Raw genomic sequence first — 16,507 nt, 5'->3', positions numbered from 1 at the left:
GGCCGCCGGCGGGGTCTTCGTGGATCCGGCAGCAGAGCATTGGCTCGACGATCCCGCGCTGATCGGGCCTGACGGCATCCATCCGACCGACGCGGGCCACGCATACCTCGCCGATCGGATCGCGCCGCTGATCAAAAGCGAGCTGGTCCAGCCGTAGCTACAGCGCGCGAGTGAGCCAGCTCTGGACCATGGACATGTCTCGGGTGTGGGTGAGTAGAGAAAGGTCCTCGTAGAGGCTGCCGCCGTTGAGCTTGTCCCCCGTGAACAGCACCTCGACCTCTCGGATGCCACGACGGTAAAAGTCGGTTCGGTCAACCTGCCTGCGCTGCCACCCGGACTGCTCGGCGAGTTCTGCCAGCGCCTGGCGGTCGTTGGTCGCGCTCATGGTTGTCCTCTCGGCCGAGTGGTCCGCCGTCGGCGGGCCGTGAATACACTATGGCGTCGCATCGGTGTCATATCGAAGGCGATCGCGATCAGCCCGCGCAACCCGGACTTGTTAGTCTCCTTCCCGAGGCCATCTGGGTACCTGGGGATGAAGACAATTTCTCGTGAACACGTAGGAGCAGCATGAGCGAGCGCATGCTGACCGAGCACACTGCCCCCGAGCGCCTGGTGGTGGCCAGGGGACTGTTCGGCGGTCCGAGCGCCCGGGTCGCCGACGACATGTATGCGCGCATTCGTCGCGGCAAGGCCCATCGCGAACGCAACGCCGTGCACCTTGAGAAGGGCGCAACGGTCGACACCAACACGTACTTCGGGCGGCTGCCCGCGAGCTACTTCCAGCGCTGGACCACCGCGTCGGAAGTTCAGCTGAAGCTGGTGTTCGACACGTCCAGCCCGGTGCGTTTGGTGCTGTGCGGGTCCGACATCCACGGTGGCGACCGGGCCATCGCGAGCACGGAAGTGGACGGCACCGGCACCGCGGTGCTCTCGGCGCCACTCGACGCGTACGTCGACGGCGGCGCGCTGTGGATGGAGTGCACCGCGGTGGGCGGCCCGCTGACGATCACCGATCTCGAATGGACCGTGGCGGCGCCGCCGACGATCCGCCCGGCGGCAATCGTCATCTGCACCTTCAACCGGGCCGACGACTGCGCGAACACCGTCGCGGCCGTCACGGGTGACAAGACTCTGCTGGCCGGGATCGACGCGGTTTACGTGGTGGACCAGGGAACCGATGCCGTCGAGACCCGGCCGCTCTTCAACGACGTCGCCGCGCAGCTCGGCGAAAAGCTTGTCTACCTGCGCCAGCCCAATCTTGGTGGTGCGGGCGGCTTTTCGCGGGGGATGTACGAAGTGTCGAGCATCGCAGATCACGCGAACGTGATCCTGATGGACGACGACATCCTCTGCGAACCCGAAGCCATCTTGCGGCTGAACGCGTTTGCCAACCTCACACCCAAGCCGACAATCGTCGGCGCGCAGATGCTGTACCTGAAGAACACGCGTCGGCTTCACGTCGGTGGGGAGAAGACGCAGCTGCACAGGCTGCGGGCCGGCCGATGGGCCACCAACGCGCTTCAGAACGAAGACATGACTAAACACCGTCAGCACAAGCGTGTCGACGCCGAATACAACGCATGGTGGTCGTGCCTGATCCCGTCCGAGGTGGTCGCCGCGATCGGGCTCCCGCTCCCGATGTTCTTCCAATGGGACGACATCGAGTACGGACTGCGCGCAGCGGACGCGGGTTTCCCTACGGTCACACTTCCCAACGCCGGTGTGTGGCACGCCGACTTCCATTGGAAGGACCGCGACGAGTTCATGCGCTACTTCAGCGTGCGCAACTCGCTGATCACGCACGCGCTGCACGGCACGATCGATGCGCGTGTCACTGGCAGATGGCTGGCGCGTGAGATCACCGAAGCGCTGGTGTCGATGCAATACGGCATGGCGTACACGATGATTCGGGGGATCGAGGATTTCCTCGAAGGCCCGGGAATTCTGCACGACGGGGGACGTGCGGCGCTGGCTGCGATCCGCGAGGAGCGAAAGGCCTACCCCGAGACGGGCGTGACGCCGGCGTCGAAGATCGGTGAATTGACCGACAGGACACCACTGATCACGCCGACGGGTCACAAACCCCGCAAAGACAGGATCAACCTGGTGCTGGCCAAGAGGGCGGTCTACCAGTGGCTCGGGCGCACCATCCCCGGCCCGGTCGCGATAGCCGCCGAGGACAACCAGTGGTGGCATGTCTCCCTCTTCGACAGTGCTGTGGTGACCGACGCCTCCCAGACGGGTGTTCGGCTCCGTCGACGTGACAAGCAAAAGCTCAAGACGCTGATGCTGCGAATGCGCCGCACGCTCAAGCGGTTTGAGGCCCACGCGCCCGCCATGCAGGCCAAGTATCGCGACGCGCTGCCACAACTGGTCGGCCGGGAGAACTGGGCGCGGCTGTACGACAGCTGATCAGTGCAGCCGGACCACGACCTGCTCGCTGTTGCCGGTGTAGGCGAGATACTCGAAGGCGCGCCCCGTCGCGGCGACGAACTCCGTCCACGCCCGGAACTCGTGGGCTTGCCACCCCGGATAGTTGAAGAACTCGTCGAACAACAGGATCACGTCGGGCGCAAGGCGGTCACCGGCGAGGTCAAGCACGGTCTTCGTGGATGAGTAGAGGTCGGCATCGAGGTGGACGAACGCGATCGGTTCGTCGTTCTCGGCCAGGAAATCGGGCAGGGTGTCGTCGAACAAACCCGGGACGATCGTCGCGCCGGGAACGTCAGCCGGCGGGTCTTGAGCGAACTCGCCGGCCGGGAATCCGGTCCGCCACGCCTCGGGCAGCCCGGTGAACGAGTCGAACCCGACGACCGCGCGATCGGCGGCCACCGCGTCGGCGATGATCGCCAGCGTCGTTCCCGTGGCGACGCCGAACTCCAGCGCGAGCCCCGGTCCCTTGATCTCGCCGAGTGCGAACCGCAAAGTGTCGTGCGGATGCCAGAACACCGGCGCCTTGGGCATGTGTTCGAGGACGAACGCTGCGCTCTGCCTGGCCGCGAGAATGTCCTGGGAATGGGAGATGTCCCGACGAACGCGCTGCTCGAGTTCGTCGAGGTAGCGGTTGACTGCGGCGAGGCGGGCCGACATTTCGTCGAACTGCCTGGGCAGCTTGTCGAGTGCAGCCATCGTCTCGTCGTGCAGATCCCGCTGGTGTTGAACCGACCGGTTGTGCTCGGTGTCGACGGCCTCGGCGACGATCCCGGGAACGACCTCGGAAACGACCTCGGCAACCGCACGCTGCAGCTTCTGCCGGGCCGCCACCTTCATTCGGTTGACAACGCCCATGCCTCGACCTTACGAGGTGTGCTGATTGCACAGGTTCTGCAATGCCGCATTCAGTCGGGCGAGTCCCCGCAGAGCTTCCGGCGGCTGGATAGCCGGACGGCTAGGCTGCAGAGGTGCTCACCGAGAAGCCCGCGGCCAGGGGCCGCCTCGGCGGTGCCACCCGCACCGCGGCGCAGACCCGAGTACTGGACGCAGCGCTGACGTTGTTCAGCGATCACGGGGTGAGCGGTACCTCGTTGCAGATGATCGCCGATGCCGTCGGTGTGACGAAAGCCGCTGTGTACCACCAATTCAAGACCAAGGAAGATATCGTCATCGCGGTCACCGATGCCGAATTGGGGAAGCTTGAAGACGCGCTGGAGGCAGCCGAAGCCGAGGACGATCCGCTGCGTGCCCGCAAGGTGTTGCTGACCCGGGTGATCGACATGGCCATTGACCGGCGCGGGGCGGTGAGGACGTTGCAGAGCGATCCCGTGATCATCCGGCTGCTCGGCGAGCACGCGCCCTTCCAGCAGTTCATCAGCCGCTTGTACGGAATCCTGCTGGACGAGCACGACGACACCGAAGCGCGGATATCGGCAGCACTGCTGTCCGGAGCGATCGCCGGCGGGATCGTCAGCCCGATCGTCGACGACATCGACGACGAGACGCTGAAAGCGGCGGTCATCCAGCTGACCCAGCGGATGCTCAAGCTGCCCGACTGACGCCCTATTGTCACGCAACTAGCCGATCGGCTAGCCTCGCGTAGAGCAACACGGAATCGAGGGGCAATGCAGATTCTTGCTGAGGCCGAGGACCTACCGAAGACCGCGAATATCAAGACCCAGCTCATCAGTCTGTGGTGTGTGCCGGTCTTCGGCATCATCCTGGTGATCGCCTTTGTCGCGTTCCCCGGTTTCTTCCCCCCGATGTCGCCGAACCTGCCGGCCGAACAGGTCGCCACGTTCTACCGCGACAACGCGGCGATGGTCCGCTTCTCGATGATCACCTTCAACATCTGCGGGATCATGCTGCTCCCGTTGTTCATGGTGATCGTTGTGCAGATGAAGCGAATGGCCACGCAGAGCCACGTTTTCGCGTACTGCTACCTCGCCGCCGCCGTCAGCGGTGCCACCCTGTTCGCGCTCGCCGACATTTTCTATCTCGTCGCCGCCTTCCGGCCCGACCGCGGGCCGCAGCTCGTGATGCTCCTCAACGACATGGCGTGGATCATCTTCATCGCGCCTGTGGGTGCATTTGTCGCGATGAATCTCTTTCTCGCAGCGGCGATTTACTTCGACACCGGCAATCCTGCTCCTCGCGTCCGCAGTGGACCGTCACCGGTGTTCCCCCGCTGGGTAGGGCACTTCTCGCTGGCCACCGGGCTGGCAATCGCACCCGCCGTCGGCGCGGCCATCTTCAGGACCGGGCCGCTGGCGTGGGACGGCTTGATCTCGTTCTGGCTGCGAAACGGCGCAATTGCGTTGTTCGTCTTCGTGATGTTCTTCGTGCTGAGAGGGGTGCTACAGCGCGAGGCTCAGGAGGAAGGGGTCGCGGACGCGACGAGCGAGCGGGCCGGCGTCGCATGAGCAGCGTGGTCTCCGCCGATTCAGCGTCGAGCGCGACGGTCGCGCCGCCCGGCCCTGAGCGAGTGGGCAAGCGCGACATCTGGATCGTCTTCTGGATCGTGCCCTTCTTCTACACGGCGTTCGGGATCATCTTCTTCATGCTGGCCAGGGTGATGCCGCCGCCCAGGCCGGACGTCACCACCGCCACGATGGTGCACTTCTTCGACGTGCACAGCACGACGATCAAAATCGGGTTCGGGCTTCTGGTCCTCATCGTCGGCGGCGCCGGGGTGGCCAACGGCATTGTCGTGTACCACATGAAGCGCATGACCACAGGTTCGGTCCTCGCATATGCATACATGGGCGCACTAGCAGTCGGCGCGCTGCCCGGCTGCCTATTGGTGGCGTTCTGCTTCCTCACTGCCGTCTACCGCCCCGACCGCGATCCCGAACTGATCGCCCTACTCTACGACCTCGGATTGCTCTCGTACGTAGGGTCTTTGGGCTGCTTCACCACCGCCTGGATTGCGTTGGCGATCGCCATCCTCTACGACAAGAACCAGATCTTCCCGAAATGGTTTGCCTACGTGACGATCTGGCAGATCGTCACCGAGATCATGGCGATCCCGGTGTTCGTCTCTAAGGCGGGCCCGTTCGCGTGGAACGGTTCGATCGCGTTCTGGGAGGGCACCGTCATCTTCGGTGTCTGGATTTCGTGCCTGATCGTCTTGCTCAAGAAGGCCAACGAACTTCAGCCCGCCGACGAAGCCCCCCTCGACTGAGGCCGCGTTGGATGACTAACACCGAAGAGAGCACCCGCGCGTCAGTCCCGCGGGAGTCCGAAGCCACCGCCCACCTGCCCGGCGACGGACACATGTGGGTGATGGTAATCGGGGACCTGGTCGCATTCGGCGCCTACTTCATCATCTTCACGGTCCATCGGGCCATGAAGCCGGCCGAGTTCCTCGCCGCCGAACAGCATCTGAACCTCAACATCGGTGTTGTCAATACGCTTGTGCTGCTAGCAAGTTCATGGTTCGTCGCTCGCAGCGTGCAGTTCGCGCGCGGGGGCGATCATTCCCGGGCGCTGAGGTTCACCTACCTCGGCGGGCTCTGCGGCGTCTTGTTCATCCTCATCAAGGTGTACGAGTGGTCGGACAAGATCGGCCAGGGCTACACCATGCCCAGCAATGAATTCTTCATGTTCTACTACATGCTCACCGGGGTGCATCTGTTCCACGTCGGGCTTGGCCTGCTGATCTTGGGAATCGTTGTGCGCGAACTCCGCAACCCGCGCCGTCGGCGGATGTCGATGGTCGAGTCCGGAGCCACCTTCTGGCACATGGTCGATCTGCTCTGGGTCGTCATCTTCGCGCTGCTGTACGTGATGAGGTGAGCACAATAACAACCACCACCGCACGGATGACCACGATTGCATGGATCATCCTGTCCGCGATCACGATCGCGTCGTGGTTCCTGGCCCCGGCGCATGGTCAGGGCACAGCCGCGGTGGCCAGCGTGCCGATCACCGTCGCCGTCATCATCCTCGGATTCATCAAGGGCCGTCTCATCATTCGCTACTTCATGGAGGTCCGGACCGCGCCCCGGTGGCTCAAGGTGACCACCGATGCGTGGCTGCTCGTGCTGTGGGCCGGTGTACTGGGGATCTACCTCTACTGAAGGTGATGACACTGTGCGCGGAGGTCATGCATGCGCAAGAGCGCGGCAACCACTGGGCCGTACGTCAAAGTCGTGCGCGGCATACGCAAGCTATGACCGCGCGTCGGGAGAACAGCCGAATATGCCAATGATCGATCTGACGTTTGTGCGCGGTTCGCTGGACAGCGACGCGCTCGAGCGGCTCACCGACGAACTCGTCGCCGCGCTGCTGCGAGCCGAACGGGCCCCTGACACACCGTTCATGCGCGATAGCACCGTGGTTTATCTTCACGCTCTCGAACCGGAGGCACAGTCGGTGGGCGGGAGGGGTCCCGCCGAGCCGCGCTTCCGCGTCGACCTGACCGTCTTCTCAGGGGCGCTGACGCAGGGCCGAAAGGAACAGCTCGTCGCCGACGTGCACGCAGCGGTGTGCGCGGCGGCGGGCATCGACCCGACCGGCGACCGCGCGTATCACGTGTGGAGCCTGATTCACGAAGTCCCCGAAGGGAATTGGGCTGGCGGCGGCAAGATCATCTACTACGACAAGGTCAAGGGACTGGTCGAAGACGATTCATCGGAGGCCTCCGACTAACGTCGTGCGGATGGAAGGTGTCGCTGAGCTGGTGCCGGTACTGCCGGCGCACCGGTTCGATGAAGCCGCGCTCATCCGGTACCTGCGCGAGCAGCTGCCGGGGATTGACGGCGAGTTGGAGGTGCGCCAGTTTCAGGGCGGGCAGAGCAATCCGACGTTTCACTTGCGAACTGCCGACGCGGAGTACGTCTTGCGCAAGAAGCCGCCGGGCAAGCTGTTGCCGCGCGCCCATGAGGTCTCGCGCGAGCACCGTGTGATGGCGGCGTTGGCCGACAGCGACGTTCCGGTGCCGCGGATGCGGCTGCTGTGTCAAGACGAATCCGTCATCGGCACAGAGTTTTTCGTGATGGACTATGTACCGGGCCGGCTGTTTCCGGATCGCGTGATGAGCAGCTGCACGCCGCAGGAGCGCGCTGCCGTGTACGAGGATCTGGCGCGTGTGCTGGCCGCGCTGCACCGAGTGGACTGGCGCGCCGTGGGGCTCGAGGGCTTCGGCAAGCCCGAAGGCTACATGCAGCGTCAGGTCGCGCTGTGGACGCGGCAATGGGAGTCCTCACGCGTCGAGGACATGCCCGCTATGGACCAATTGGCGCGCTGGCTGCCAGAACACCTGCCGTCCGACGACGAGCCTGCGTGTATCGCTCACGGCGACTTCCGCCTGGGCAACGTCTTGATCCATCCGACCGAGCCGCGCGCCGTGGCGGTGCTCGACTGGGAGTTGTCGACCATCGGCCATCCATTGGCCGACCTTGGTTACACCCTTCTCGACGTGGGCGGCAAGAGGGGCGTCGTCGGCGACAGCTTGGACTCCCCCGGTGTGCCCGACGAGCCCACGTTCGTCGCGAATTACTGCCGGCACGCCGGGCGTGACGTGCCGGACTCTTTGGACGTCTACGTCGTCTTCCAACTGTTCCGCAGTGCGTCGATCGTCGCAGGAGTGTGGCGACGGGGACTCGACGGCAATGCATCGGACTCTCGGGCGGGCGGGTCGGAGTTCCGCGATCGCTACCGAGGGCTGGCTGAGGACGGCTGGGAACTGGCGCAGCAATTGTCCGGGTAACAATTCGATCACGTTGGATATCACGATCACTTAAGAGTCCGGCGCGAAATCTGAGAACGATAAATGATCGCGTATCGAAATCGCGCCCAATTGAGGCGAACGTCACCCGTCTGACGCGTAACGCCCGCTGCCAGGCACGGCCGGTAGCGAATTCACCAGGCTTGGGCTCGTTGGCCGTGCGCTACTTTGGGTTTCGGGGCGGGGGACTGTACGACCCATTCGCAGTGAGAAGGAAGTAAAAATGAGAATCAGTGGTATCACCGCGCGCGCAGGAATTGTCGCGGTATCGGCGGCCGGCATACTCGGGGGCCTTGCCGTGGGAATCATCGGCGCACCGACGGCGGCGGCGGCTCCGGACTGCAGTGCCAGCGGCGTTGCGAACACCGTGAGCACAGCGACGGGCTCGGCCAGGCAATACCTGGACAACCACCCTGGCGCGAATCAGGCCGTGACGTCGGCGCTGAGCCAGCCGCGGCCGCAGGCATCGGCAAGTCTGCGCAATTACTTCACCGCAAACCCGCAGGAGTATTACGACCTGCGCGGCATTCTCTCGCCGATCGGTGACACGCAGCGGTCCTGCAACATCACCGCGTTGCCGCCGGGATTGGCTTCGGCGTACGACGAATTCATGGCCGGCTGATCGGGGGCGCCGCCGAGACTACGGTTGGTGGCAGACTTCAGCCGAATTCCGTCACAAACCGTAGTCTCGGCGCGCGGTTCGTCAGCCGACGAACGTCAGCGTCGCCATGAACAGAAAGACCGCAGTATCGGTAGGCAGCAGGTCGACAGGCGCGCCGTCCGGTGTGGTGTCGCCGGTTGCGATGACGTGGTCGGGGTAGTTGGGCCCGCACGGGATCCCGCTGCATCGCATCCAGAAGCCAGGGCCGTTGAACCACCCCGGAGCGACATCAGCGCGATACCTGCCGGGAGGGATGAAGGCGGTCACTTGGTCGCGGCTTTGTGGGCCGACTCCGAAGATCCCGTTGCTGCCGTAGCGCGGCGGATAGAGGGGCGGATCGGCGTGCACAGGCGCGGGCGCGGGAAGAGAAACAGCTAGCAGCAGGGCAGCAGCCGCAAACAGCGGGACCTTCACCATGGTGTCGATTAGACGCCACCCGACCGTATTTAGGGAGGGTGTCGGCCATCCGCCGCTGGCAGTATCTGGCTGTGAGTAGAGATGCCGCCACACCGGATAACATCCTGCCACGTGCGGACTAAGCCTCTCAGCGCTTCCGTTAGGCGTGACAGATCGGTAAACAGAAACCAAACAGCCGGTCGCGTCGCGCCAGACCCGCGGACTCCAGCCCGCGAGCCTCCCGCAGGAAAATAAGGAGGCACCCGAAATGAAGAAAATGTCCTTGGCCACCCTGGCCTCGACAGCGTTTGCAGCCCTCGCCATCGGGCTGGCCGCGCCAGCATTTGCCGCCGACGGCACTGTGGCGTTGCCACCGGGTGGACCACAACCCGTCTACCTGCAGGCACAAGACCTCGGCGGGGCGAATCCGTACACACCGTTCGGAACCAACCCGTATGTGCCTTACGGAGCTTGGCAGCAGTAACAGCTGACCGACGCGCAGACACCGCAAGCGTGCCGCCCGCCACCGAGTCGGGCGGCACGCTTGCGTTTTCAATTAATGACGCCGGGTCGATGAGCCGTGCAATCGCCCTGCGCGGAGAGGTTTTCCGGCGTTGTGGAGAGCGCGTGCCGACCGTTCATCGGGAGTTGTGATTTTGCTGAGAGCGTCACCTGCGACTGGTATTCTCGCGGCAAGGTCGGGTCCCCGCCAGATTTATGAACGAGCCAAGGAGTCAATATGTTTGATGTGAATGCCGAAGTGAGTTCCACCGAGGACGCGCATTCTTCCTACCGGGCGCCGAAGGTCGTGGCAATCGGGAAGGCAGTTGACCTCCTGCAGGGTGCGACCGGAAAGCACTACGACGGTTCCACCGGTTACTACTGGAGCGAAGAGGGCTGACGTCTCGAACTTCCAAGGTGCGCATGCGAATCTGACCATGCGCATGCGCATCTGAGTTTGACTTTGGAAACCTCACGGATCACTGAGATCCTCGACTCGTCGTGGGGTGATCCGCAAGGCGAGTTCGCGCTGTCCCCGAGTGTGCTGTTTGTGGTGGCGCCCGACGGTAGCGGTCGCCTCTTCGACCTCGAGGACTCCTTTTACGCCGTCGACGCGGTCGGTGCGGACATGCTGCGTCGCGCCTTGCGCGAGGACCGCGAAACCACGACACAGGCGATGGTGCAGCGGTTCGGTGTGGATGTCGGGCGCATTCGCGGCGACTACGGTGCGCTCTTTGCTGATCTCGAACAGCGAAAGCTCGTCTATCGCCAAGGCTTCGGCCCGCCGGCAGCGCCGCCGCGATGGCGACGGCTGGCACGGGTGATCCCTGTGTTGGTCGGTGTCACGTGCCGCTTGCCGTTGCGCGTACAGGCGCCGATTCTGCTGGGCCTGGCACGCGCGTCGATCACGTTCTTCGGGTGGAACGAGACGCGGCAAGCATGGCTTCGTTACTCCGGTCCCAGCGCTGCTGTGCGCGGCAAAACCCACGAGGAGATCGGCGACCTCGTCCGACGCTCCGCTGCGGGGCACCTGATGGGCGTGAGTTGCAAAGAGCGCTCACTGTGCTGCATGGCTCTGTGCCGCGCTGCCGGGATTCCTGCGTCGGTGGTGTTGGGTATCAGCCTGTTTCCCCTCGCTTCGCACTGTTGGTGTGAATCCCCGACCGGCAGCCTCACTGATTTCGCGGACCGTTGCGAGGGCTACACACCTGTTGCGGCCTACGCGTGAGCCAGATTGGCTTCGCGGTTCAATGCGGCCCGCGCGTATGTGAAATATCAACCTACACAACGGTTCTCGCGACGACCTTTGTCGCAGACGACGTGGCGGTTGCGCTCATGGGGCGGCTCTACTACCGAACGGATCGCAAGCCCGGCCGGTCCGATGCCGGCTATGTCGCGGCGGTGTACGCGGATCGGGGCGTCGACGGACTGCTTGACCTGGAGGGGGATTTCGCCCTGGTCGTGGCCGATCTGCGCAGGCGGACCGTGTTCGCGTTGCGAGATCCCATGGGAGCGTTTGCGATCTACTGGACGCAGCAGGGAGATGAACTGACCGTCAGCACCGCGATGCGGCCGGTTCTCGACCGGCTGCCTACGCGCGAGCTCAACCTCGACTACCTGGCCGACTATCTACTCGTCGAAGGTTCCCAAAGTGAGCTGCCTTCAGAACAATGCGTCTACCGAGGGGTGAACCGCCTACGGCCCGCGGTCCTGCTGTCCTGGGGCGCTGACAGTCGCACCGTGCGCCGCCACGGGGAATGGAACTGGCTGGAGCACCTCACGGACCCCGGCACCGATAGCTATCAGCACGCGGGCGACGCTGTCCGCGAGGTGCTGGAATCCGCTGTGCGCGAACGGATGCGGGGGATCACCGCAGCGCATGTCTCGGGCGGAATGGATTCGACTGCCATCGCGATGCTGGCGCGCTTGGCCGTTGACGGAAACGGGCCGGTGCACGCGATCTCGATGCTGTACACCCGCCTGGAAGGGCTGAGCCGGGAACGGCCCTATGTGGAGGCGGCGCTGGCGCACGCGCCAGATCTGGTGCCGCATGAGATCGACGGCGACAACCATCTCGACTACGACAGCTACCGCGATCCGCCCGTCCACGACGAGCCCTACCCGGGTCTGTGGCGGTTGGCCATGGACCGGGCTACTACCGACGCGGCGGTGCAAGTTGACGCCACGACGCTGCTCACTGGTCTCGGTGCCGACGAGACCTTCGACATTCAGCCATATCACGTCGCCGACCTGCTGGTGAAAGGCCGTGTGCTGCAAGCGTGGCGGGAATCCACCGAATGGGCCTATGCGTATCAGTGGAACGCTTGGCAAGTGTTCGTCCCGTTCGGGGTGTCCAACGTCTTTCCAGCATGGACCCGCACCGGGTCGGGTCGATTCCTACGCCGACGCAGAGAGCTGGCGAAGGCGAACCCGTGGGAGCTGCCGTCGTGGCTGCTGCCGTCGTTCGTCGAGCGGTACAACTTGCGTGACCGTGCCCGGGACAAGACCCAAGACGTGTACGCCTCGTGCAGGCCGACCGCGCTATCGGTGGCGCTCAATTCGGTGAAGCACAAGGCGGGCAACGCCGTTGGCTGGAGCTTGGCGGCACCGCATGGGCTTCTGCTGACGCACCCTTTCTTCGATCCGCGGGTGATCAGCTTGGGACTCGGTATTCAGCAGCGGTTGAGGCCGACCCCGGATCGCATGAAGCCGGTGTTGGCGGCGGCGATCGGCGACTTGCTTCCCGAGCGTATCCGAGACCGCCGCGGCAAAGGTCATTTCAATGAGCTGTATTACCTTGGCCTGTCGCGTAACACCGAGATGCTGGAAGATATGATTCTCCAGGCACCCTGCGAAGACATCGGGCTGCTCGACAAGGGTTTGCTCATCGAGCATCTGTACAAAGCCGCGTTGGGTGGAGCTGGCGTGCGGCCGCTGCAACATTTCAACCTGATGGTGGCCTTCCTCAAGTGGCTGAGCATGCAGGAGGCTTGGCTGCAATTGCCCTGCACGCCAGAATCGTCCGAGACAGTCGGGTGGATCTGACCCAGGACCGGAGGAACAATGACCGAGGTGTCCTACGACAAGGCCATCACCGCGCAGTTGATCATCGATCCGTACAACGACTTCATCTCCGAGGGCGGCAAGTTGTGGGACCGCCTTCGCGGTGTGGCCGAGGCGAACAAAGCCCCTCCGCGAGTCTCGCTTCGCTCGAACGAGGCGGGCAAGGCGCGACTAGGCGATACCGGCCGCAGACAGGATCAGGCTGGCCACCGGTTGAGGCTGGGTGATCAATGAGAGATGCGAGGTGTCGAGTTCGACGGTGTGGGCTCCCATCCGTTGGGCGAGAAACCGCTCCAGGTCGGGGTTGATGGTTCGGTCTTGCTTGGAGACTTGGTACCAGCTCGGCTTGTCGTGCCAGGCGGCAGTGGTGGTGCGCTCAGCAGGAAGTGTGGCGAGGTTGCGGCCCTGAACCGCATAGAGGGCACGCGCCCGCGGGGCGGGCACGCCGCCGGCGAAGTCGCGCAGAAACGTAGGCTCGTTGAGCTGTGCGTAGCCGTCAGGTGCAACGACTATGCCATCTGATGCTGGCGGAGTGGGGAACTGCTTGGCCAGCGCCGGAAAGTCCTCGTCGGCGTCGGGTGCCCGCGCGGCGATGTACACCAGTGCGCTGATCGAGGGATCGCCGCCGACTTCGCTGACGAGCGTGCCCGACCACGAGTGCCCGACCAGCACAGTGGGACCGGTTTGGAGAGCCAGAACCCGTCGGGTTTCGGCTGCGGCATCAGCCAGGGTGGTCAGGGGGTTCTGCACCACGGCGACGTCCAGCCCGGCGTTCTGGAGATGCGGCACCACGTCAATCCAGGACGACCCGTCGGCATACAGACCGTGCACCAAAACCACACTGTGGGCACGGATTTGGGCCACAGGTGCTGCGGGTGGGGCTCCGTACGACGGCGCGCTCAAGTGTCCAGCCAGCGCCGTTGCTGCTGCCCCGGTTAGTCCGACCTTCCCAAATGATCTGCGTGACAATGACATCGGCTCTCCGTCGGTCTAAGGAACGCGATTGCGGACAACCCCGCAGTCCGAACCGTGCGGCGGCCTTTTTCGCCAGCCGCGGTTAGCAGGCTACCGAGCCCGATGACAAATATCTTGCTGCCGAAGCGCCCGCGGTGCCCACTTGCACCGGCAAGAAAAAGGCCAAAACCCGATGTCCAGCCCGGCCGCCCAGCGCACACTACGCAGTAGGTCGGGGAGCCGCGATGAGCAAAAGGAAACAGAACATGACCGCCACCCACACCCGAAGACGAGGGAGCGTCGGGTTAATAACGCCCGTGTTGGTGTCTGGCGGTTTGGGCCGACGCAAGAATCTTCCAAGCTGTCAGTTGCACGCTGTCGTTACCAACTAACAGAGAGCTCAGAACATGAACCGACGAATCGCAGTACTGGCATCCGCCGTGTTGGCTAGCTGTGGTTTGGGGCTGGCAGCTCCTGCCCAGGCCCGGCCCCTACCACCGCATACGTGGTGCCCAGGGAATTCCATGGTGTACTCCCGCTACGACATGTCGTCGGGACCAGGGGTTGCGTACCAATGGGACATGAATGTCTGCCACACGTGGTACTGGGTCCAGAACTCGGCGGGCAACGTTCCGTACAAGGGCCAGCTGCCGAGCGATGTGTGGGACGGAGACAATCCGCCTCCCGTTAAAGAGGATTCATGCAGCTTCTGCTCGTAGTCAGAGCCGGATGGCGGTGGCGGAGGGATTTGAACCCTCGGACGGGGGTTACCCGTCACACGCTTTCGAGGCGTGCTCCTTAGGCCGCTCGGACACGCCACCGCGGGTCAGTTTACCGGCCGATCGTCCTCTGCCTCACGCTGCCTCTGGCTCGCGAGACGGGCGGAATACCACCCACCGCATCGCGCAGTACATGTACACCGCTTCGCAACAGCCCGCCACTAACCGAGCGATGCGGTATTCGACTCCGGCCATCGTCAACATCGTCGACACCGCGAGAATGAACGCCAGGTAGTTGATGATCACGACCACCACATACACCGCGATCTGCGGTCCTGCGGGTGCATGCGAGCGGAAGTTCATCGTCCGGTTGAGGAAGTAGCTCAAGGCGAACGCGCAGGCGTATGACACCGTGACCGCCACTGGCACGGGCAAGAGCAGGCCGCCGTGCAGCGCGCTCAGGAGCAGCAGATCGACGCTGAACGTGAACCCGTTGATCAACGCGAAGCCCACGAACGTCGGCGCCACGATCGACGACAAGCCGAACGGCAGGCGCGCGACCGCCTGCTCGCAGAACCGATGGAACCGTTCCACCACCCCGCCAGCCCGGCTCGGTTCCGAATCGATGGACATGTCGTGAAGTTGCCATGGCCAGGTATCCGGATTGAGATGTGTTGGCAAACTCGACGTGCCATGTGCCCTCTCTTTTCGGTGGGGCTGGACTTGTCACGGGCCCAAACCTTGATCCAGGTGCGGAATACACGCAGTCAAACTTTTAACCGTGATGAATTAGGGAAAACTTCTATAAAACGGCCTGAATTCCGCCCAGAGATTTCCGAATGAGCTACTTAGTAGTAGATCCGTAGTCAACTTCTCTGATGAGATCGAAAACCGGGATTCCGCAGGCCCAAGCCTGACACTTCAACCGCATTAGCGCGTTGTGGCAAAGCGATATCGCGAATTCGGCAACATATACCTGACGCAGGCGTAAATTCCGTTTTTAGACCGCATTCGATCGCCCCATGAAAGGGGACGGCATGGCCGCCAGCAGCCCGTCGAAGCCAGAGCGCAAGAGGAACCGGTCGAGCAAGAGCGGCGGTGGACGCAAGTGCGCATCCTGGCTCGGTGCTGGCGCTGTGGTCGCGGGAGTGAGCGCCGCGGTGGCCGGCGGCGGCGTCGCCTACGCCGAATCAGGTGACGGCGGCGCCTCACCGGGCGACGGCAAGACCTCGACTTCAGCTCCGGCGTCAGACGGCACCGGCACAGCTACGACCGCTTCAGTTGAGGCTCAACCCGGCAAGAAGGACACGCCGACGCCGGCGTCGGCCACACATCCCTTGGCCGCTCCGGACCGGTCGACCGCGGACACACCGAAGGTTGTTCGGTTGAAGCCACCCGTTCCGCCAAGGTTGTCCAGCCGCACATCGACACCCAGCGCGTCGACCGATGCTGACTCCGCGCCCGCTGCGCCGTCGGATTCAACGCGAGCGAAGGTGAGCCCGGAGCGCGAGACGACACCGCGTCTTCGTGCGGTCGTGGCGAAGCGACTCCAGCCCGACGCTGCGATATCGACATCGTCGCCGGCGCCGAGTCCGGCAACCAAGATGGTCGCCCCGGCCGCACTCGCGAAGGCTTCGGCGACAAGCCCGACTGTCGCAGCCTCCGCGGCTGCACCGGGTCCCGTCGTTCCCGGCGCACCCGCCGTCGTCAGTCCCCCCACGCAGGTGGTGCTAGCGGTGTTGGGCCTCTTCGGCTACAACCCCTATCAGGCCGGCGGCCCTGGATCACCGGTCAATCCGCTGCAGCCCCTGCTGCAGCTGGCGTGGACGGCGTGGCAGTCGGTCGACCGCCGCATCTTCAACGTGCACCCGACGCTGAATCCGACCACGTCAAACAGTGCTCTCGACAGCGGCGTCATCACAGGCAATCTTGGTGGCCTCGACGGCAACAACGACCCGCTGACCTACACCGCAACCGATCCTGCGCACGGGACATTGGACCTCAACCCTGACGGGTCGTTCACCTATACGCCCAACCCGACGTTCGCCC

General features: G+C 63.9%; 22 protein-coding genes, 1 tRNA gene and 1 pseudogene. 17 read left to right on the top strand and 7 right to left on the bottom strand.

From position 1 onward, the window contains the following. Positions 1 to 157 (top strand): annotated as a pseudogene (locus QOH60_RS13845) (Rv0518 family GDSL lipase); the annotation flags it as partial. On the opposite strand, the gene QOH60_RS13840 reads toward QOH60_RS13845, so the two are convergent. Next, the gene (locus tag QOH60_RS13840; protein ID WP_526421204.1) at positions 158 to 385 is read right to left on the bottom strand and encodes a hypothetical protein; all 228 of its coding nucleotides are present in this window, start codon (positions 383 to 385) and stop codon (positions 158 to 160) included. 182 nt (positions 386 to 567) lie between these two features. On the opposite strand from QOH60_RS13840, the gene QOH60_RS13835 reads away from it, so the two are divergent. After that, a complete protein-coding gene (locus tag QOH60_RS13835; RefSeq protein WP_526421202.1) occupies positions 568 to 2,412 on the top strand; it encodes a glycosyltransferase family 2 protein in 1,845 nt (614 codons plus the stop codon). Here the strand turns inward: QOH60_RS13835 and QOH60_RS13830 are convergent, their stop codons facing one another. Beyond that, on the bottom strand, positions 2,413 to 3,288 hold the full coding sequence (locus tag QOH60_RS13830) for a class I SAM-dependent methyltransferase (protein WP_526421200.1): 876 nt from the start codon (positions 3,286 to 3,288) through the stop codon (positions 2,413 to 2,415). Between the two features lie 113 nt (positions 3,289 to 3,401). On the opposite strand from QOH60_RS13830, the gene QOH60_RS13825 reads away from it, so the two are divergent. The 8 genes from QOH60_RS13825 (at position 3,402) to QOH60_RS13790 (ending at position 8,786) form a co-directional block, all read left to right on the top strand. After that, positions 3,402 to 3,992: a TetR/AcrR family transcriptional regulator gene (locus QOH60_RS13825; protein WP_526421198.1), complete on the top strand. Its 591-nt coding sequence runs from the start codon at positions 3,402 to 3,404 to the stop codon at positions 3,990 to 3,992. Between the two features lie 66 nt (positions 3,993 to 4,058). Beyond that, positions 4,059 to 4,856, top strand: coding sequence for a hypothetical protein (locus QOH60_RS13820; protein ID WP_526421196.1), 798 nt, complete (start codon positions 4,059 to 4,061; stop codon positions 4,854 to 4,856). Beyond that, positions 4,853 to 5,617 carry a hypothetical protein gene (locus QOH60_RS13815; RefSeq protein ID WP_526421194.1) on the top strand — a complete coding sequence of 255 codons (765 nt, stop codon included), beginning with the start codon at positions 4,853 to 4,855 and terminating at the stop codon, positions 5,615 to 5,617. The genes QOH60_RS13820 and QOH60_RS13815 overlap by 4 nt, the downstream gene beginning before the upstream one ends. A gap of 11 nt (positions 5,618 to 5,628) precedes the next feature. Beyond that, the gene (locus tag QOH60_RS13810) at positions 5,629 to 6,231 is read left to right on the top strand and encodes a cytochrome c oxidase subunit 3 (protein ID WP_526421191.1); all 603 of its coding nucleotides are present in this window, start codon (positions 5,629 to 5,631) and stop codon (positions 6,229 to 6,231) included. Then, a complete protein-coding gene (locus QOH60_RS13805) occupies positions 6,228 to 6,515 on the top strand; it encodes a cytochrome C oxidase subunit IV family protein (RefSeq protein WP_526421189.1) in 288 nt (95 codons plus the stop codon). Before QOH60_RS13810 ends, QOH60_RS13805 begins: the two co-directional genes overlap by 4 nt. Before the next feature lie 127 nt (positions 6,516 to 6,642). Further along, positions 6,643 to 7,086 carry a tautomerase family protein gene (locus QOH60_RS13800; protein ID WP_526421187.1) on the top strand — a complete coding sequence of 148 codons (444 nt, stop codon included), beginning with the start codon at positions 6,643 to 6,645 and terminating at the stop codon, positions 7,084 to 7,086. A 10-nt stretch (positions 7,087 to 7,096) separates the two neighbouring features. Beyond that, positions 7,097 to 8,146: a phosphotransferase gene (locus QOH60_RS13795; RefSeq protein ID WP_526421185.1), complete on the top strand. Its 1,050-nt coding sequence runs from the start codon at positions 7,097 to 7,099 to the stop codon at positions 8,144 to 8,146. A gap of 241 nt (positions 8,147 to 8,387) precedes the next feature. After that, positions 8,388 to 8,786, top strand: coding sequence for a hemophore-related protein (locus tag QOH60_RS13790; protein WP_526421183.1), 399 nt, complete (start codon positions 8,388 to 8,390; stop codon positions 8,784 to 8,786). Between the two features lie 81 nt (positions 8,787 to 8,867). Here the strand turns inward: QOH60_RS13790 and QOH60_RS13785 are convergent, their stop codons facing one another. Next, on the bottom strand, positions 8,868 to 9,242 hold the full coding sequence (locus tag QOH60_RS13785) for a hypothetical protein (protein WP_526421181.1): 375 nt from the start codon (positions 9,240 to 9,242) through the stop codon (positions 8,868 to 8,870). A gap of 247 nt (positions 9,243 to 9,489) precedes the next feature. On the opposite strand from QOH60_RS13785, the gene QOH60_RS13780 reads away from it, so the two are divergent. From QOH60_RS13780 to QOH60_RS13760, 5 genes are all read left to right on the top strand, one after another. After that, positions 9,490 to 9,705: a hypothetical protein gene (locus QOH60_RS13780; protein ID WP_526421179.1), complete on the top strand. Its 216-nt coding sequence runs from the start codon at positions 9,490 to 9,492 to the stop codon at positions 9,703 to 9,705. A 255-nt stretch (positions 9,706 to 9,960) separates the two neighbouring features. Further along, positions 9,961 to 10,122 (top strand): hypothetical protein, encoded by a 162-nt coding sequence (locus QOH60_RS13775; protein WP_526421177.1) that lies wholly within the window; start codon positions 9,961 to 9,963, stop codon positions 10,120 to 10,122. Between the two features lie 63 nt (positions 10,123 to 10,185). Next, positions 10,186 to 10,950, top strand: a complete 765-nt coding sequence (locus QOH60_RS13770; protein ID WP_526421175.1) for a lasso peptide biosynthesis B2 protein — start codon at positions 10,186 to 10,188, stop codon at positions 10,948 to 10,950. A 92-nt stretch (positions 10,951 to 11,042) separates the two neighbouring features. Next, positions 11,043 to 12,767, top strand: a complete 1,725-nt coding sequence (locus tag QOH60_RS13765) for an asparagine synthase-related protein (RefSeq protein WP_526421173.1) — start codon at positions 11,043 to 11,045, stop codon at positions 12,765 to 12,767. An 18-nt stretch (positions 12,768 to 12,785) separates the two neighbouring features. Continuing rightward, the gene (locus QOH60_RS13760; RefSeq protein WP_526421171.1) at positions 12,786 to 13,019 is read left to right on the top strand and encodes a hypothetical protein; all 234 of its coding nucleotides are present in this window, start codon (positions 12,786 to 12,788) and stop codon (positions 13,017 to 13,019) included. Here the strand turns inward: QOH60_RS13760 and QOH60_RS13755 are convergent. Continuing rightward, a complete protein-coding gene (locus QOH60_RS13755; protein WP_526421169.1) occupies positions 12,957 to 13,616 on the bottom strand; it encodes an alpha/beta fold hydrolase in 660 nt (219 codons plus the stop codon). The genes QOH60_RS13760 and QOH60_RS13755 overlap by 63 nt on opposite strands. A gap of 647 nt (positions 13,617 to 14,263) precedes the next feature. On the opposite strand from QOH60_RS13755, the gene QOH60_RS13750 reads away from it, so the two are divergent. Further along, on the top strand, positions 14,264 to 14,458 hold the full coding sequence (locus QOH60_RS13750; RefSeq protein WP_526421167.1) for a hypothetical protein: 195 nt from the start codon (positions 14,264 to 14,266) through the stop codon (positions 14,456 to 14,458). 11 nt (positions 14,459 to 14,469) lie between these two features. Here QOH60_RS13750 and QOH60_RS13745 read toward each other — a convergent pair. From QOH60_RS13745 to QOH60_RS13735, 3 genes are all read right to left on the bottom strand, one after another. After that, a tRNA-Ser gene (locus QOH60_RS13745) sits at positions 14,470 to 14,560 on the bottom strand. 33 nt (positions 14,561 to 14,593) lie between these two features. Further along, positions 14,594 to 15,091 carry a GtrA family protein gene (locus QOH60_RS13740; RefSeq protein ID WP_526421165.1) on the bottom strand — a complete coding sequence of 166 codons (498 nt, stop codon included), beginning with the start codon at positions 15,089 to 15,091 and terminating at the stop codon, positions 14,594 to 14,596. Positions 15,092 to 15,746: 655 nt separating this feature from the next. Beyond that, positions 15,747 to 16,178, bottom strand: coding sequence for a hypothetical protein (locus QOH60_RS13735; protein ID WP_526421163.1), 432 nt, complete (start codon positions 16,176 to 16,178; stop codon positions 15,747 to 15,749). A gap of 16 nt (positions 16,179 to 16,194) precedes the next feature. Between QOH60_RS13735 and QOH60_RS13730 the strand changes: the two genes are divergently transcribed. Further along, positions 16,195 to 16,507: Ig-like domain-containing protein (locus QOH60_RS13730; protein WP_526421161.1), on the top strand; the 313-nt coding region annotated here is incomplete at its 3' end.

The sequence above is a fragment of the Mycobacterium sp. genome (assembly GCF_032159765.1).
Classification (GTDB): Bacteria; Actinomycetota; Actinomycetes; order Mycobacteriales; family Mycobacteriaceae; genus Mycobacterium.
Note: the sequence above shows the minus strand (reverse complement) of the source record. Positions and strands in the feature narration are given on the sequence as shown.

Bases quoted from the DNA above. Each gene is read 5' to 3' on its own strand.
- QOH60_RS13840 (WP_526421204.1), bottom strand. From the start codon at position 385: ATGAGCGCGACCAACGACCGCCAGGCGCTGGCAGAACTCGCCGAGCAG.
- QOH60_RS13835 (WP_526421202.1), top strand. From the start codon at position 568: ATGAGCGAGCGCATGCTGACCGAGCACACTGCCCCCGAGCGCCTGGTG.
- QOH60_RS13830 (WP_526421200.1), bottom strand. From the start codon at position 3,288: ATGGGCGTTGTCAACCGAATGAAGGTGGCGGCCCGGCAGAAGCTGCAG.
- QOH60_RS13820 (WP_526421196.1), top strand. From the start codon at position 4,059: ATGCAGATTCTTGCTGAGGCCGAGGACCTACCGAAGACCGCGAATATC.
- QOH60_RS13815 (WP_526421194.1), top strand. From the start codon at position 4,853: ATGAGCAGCGTGGTCTCCGCCGATTCAGCGTCGAGCGCGACGGTCGCG.
- QOH60_RS13810 (WP_526421191.1), top strand. From the start codon at position 5,629: ATGACTAACACCGAAGAGAGCACCCGCGCGTCAGTCCCGCGGGAGTCC.
- QOH60_RS13800 (WP_526421187.1), top strand. From the start codon at position 6,643: ATGATCGATCTGACGTTTGTGCGCGGTTCGCTGGACAGCGACGCGCTC.
- QOH60_RS13795 (WP_526421185.1), top strand. From the start codon at position 7,097: ATGGAAGGTGTCGCTGAGCTGGTGCCGGTACTGCCGGCGCACCGGTTC.
- QOH60_RS13790 (WP_526421183.1), top strand. From the start codon at position 8,388: ATGAGAATCAGTGGTATCACCGCGCGCGCAGGAATTGTCGCGGTATCG.
- QOH60_RS13785 (WP_526421181.1), bottom strand. From the start codon at position 9,242: ATGGTGAAGGTCCCGCTGTTTGCGGCTGCTGCCCTGCTGCTAGCTGTT.
- QOH60_RS13780 (WP_526421179.1), top strand. From the start codon at position 9,490: ATGAAGAAAATGTCCTTGGCCACCCTGGCCTCGACAGCGTTTGCAGCC.
- QOH60_RS13775 (WP_526421177.1), top strand. From the start codon at position 9,961: ATGTTTGATGTGAATGCCGAAGTGAGTTCCACCGAGGACGCGCATTCT.
- QOH60_RS13760 (WP_526421171.1), top strand. From the start codon at position 12,786: ATGACCGAGGTGTCCTACGACAAGGCCATCACCGCGCAGTTGATCATC.
- QOH60_RS13750 (WP_526421167.1), top strand. From the start codon at position 14,264: ATGGTGTACTCCCGCTACGACATGTCGTCGGGACCAGGGGTTGCGTAC.
- QOH60_RS13740 (WP_526421165.1), bottom strand. From the start codon at position 15,091: ATGTCCATCGATTCGGAACCGAGCCGGGCTGGCGGGGTGGTGGAACGG.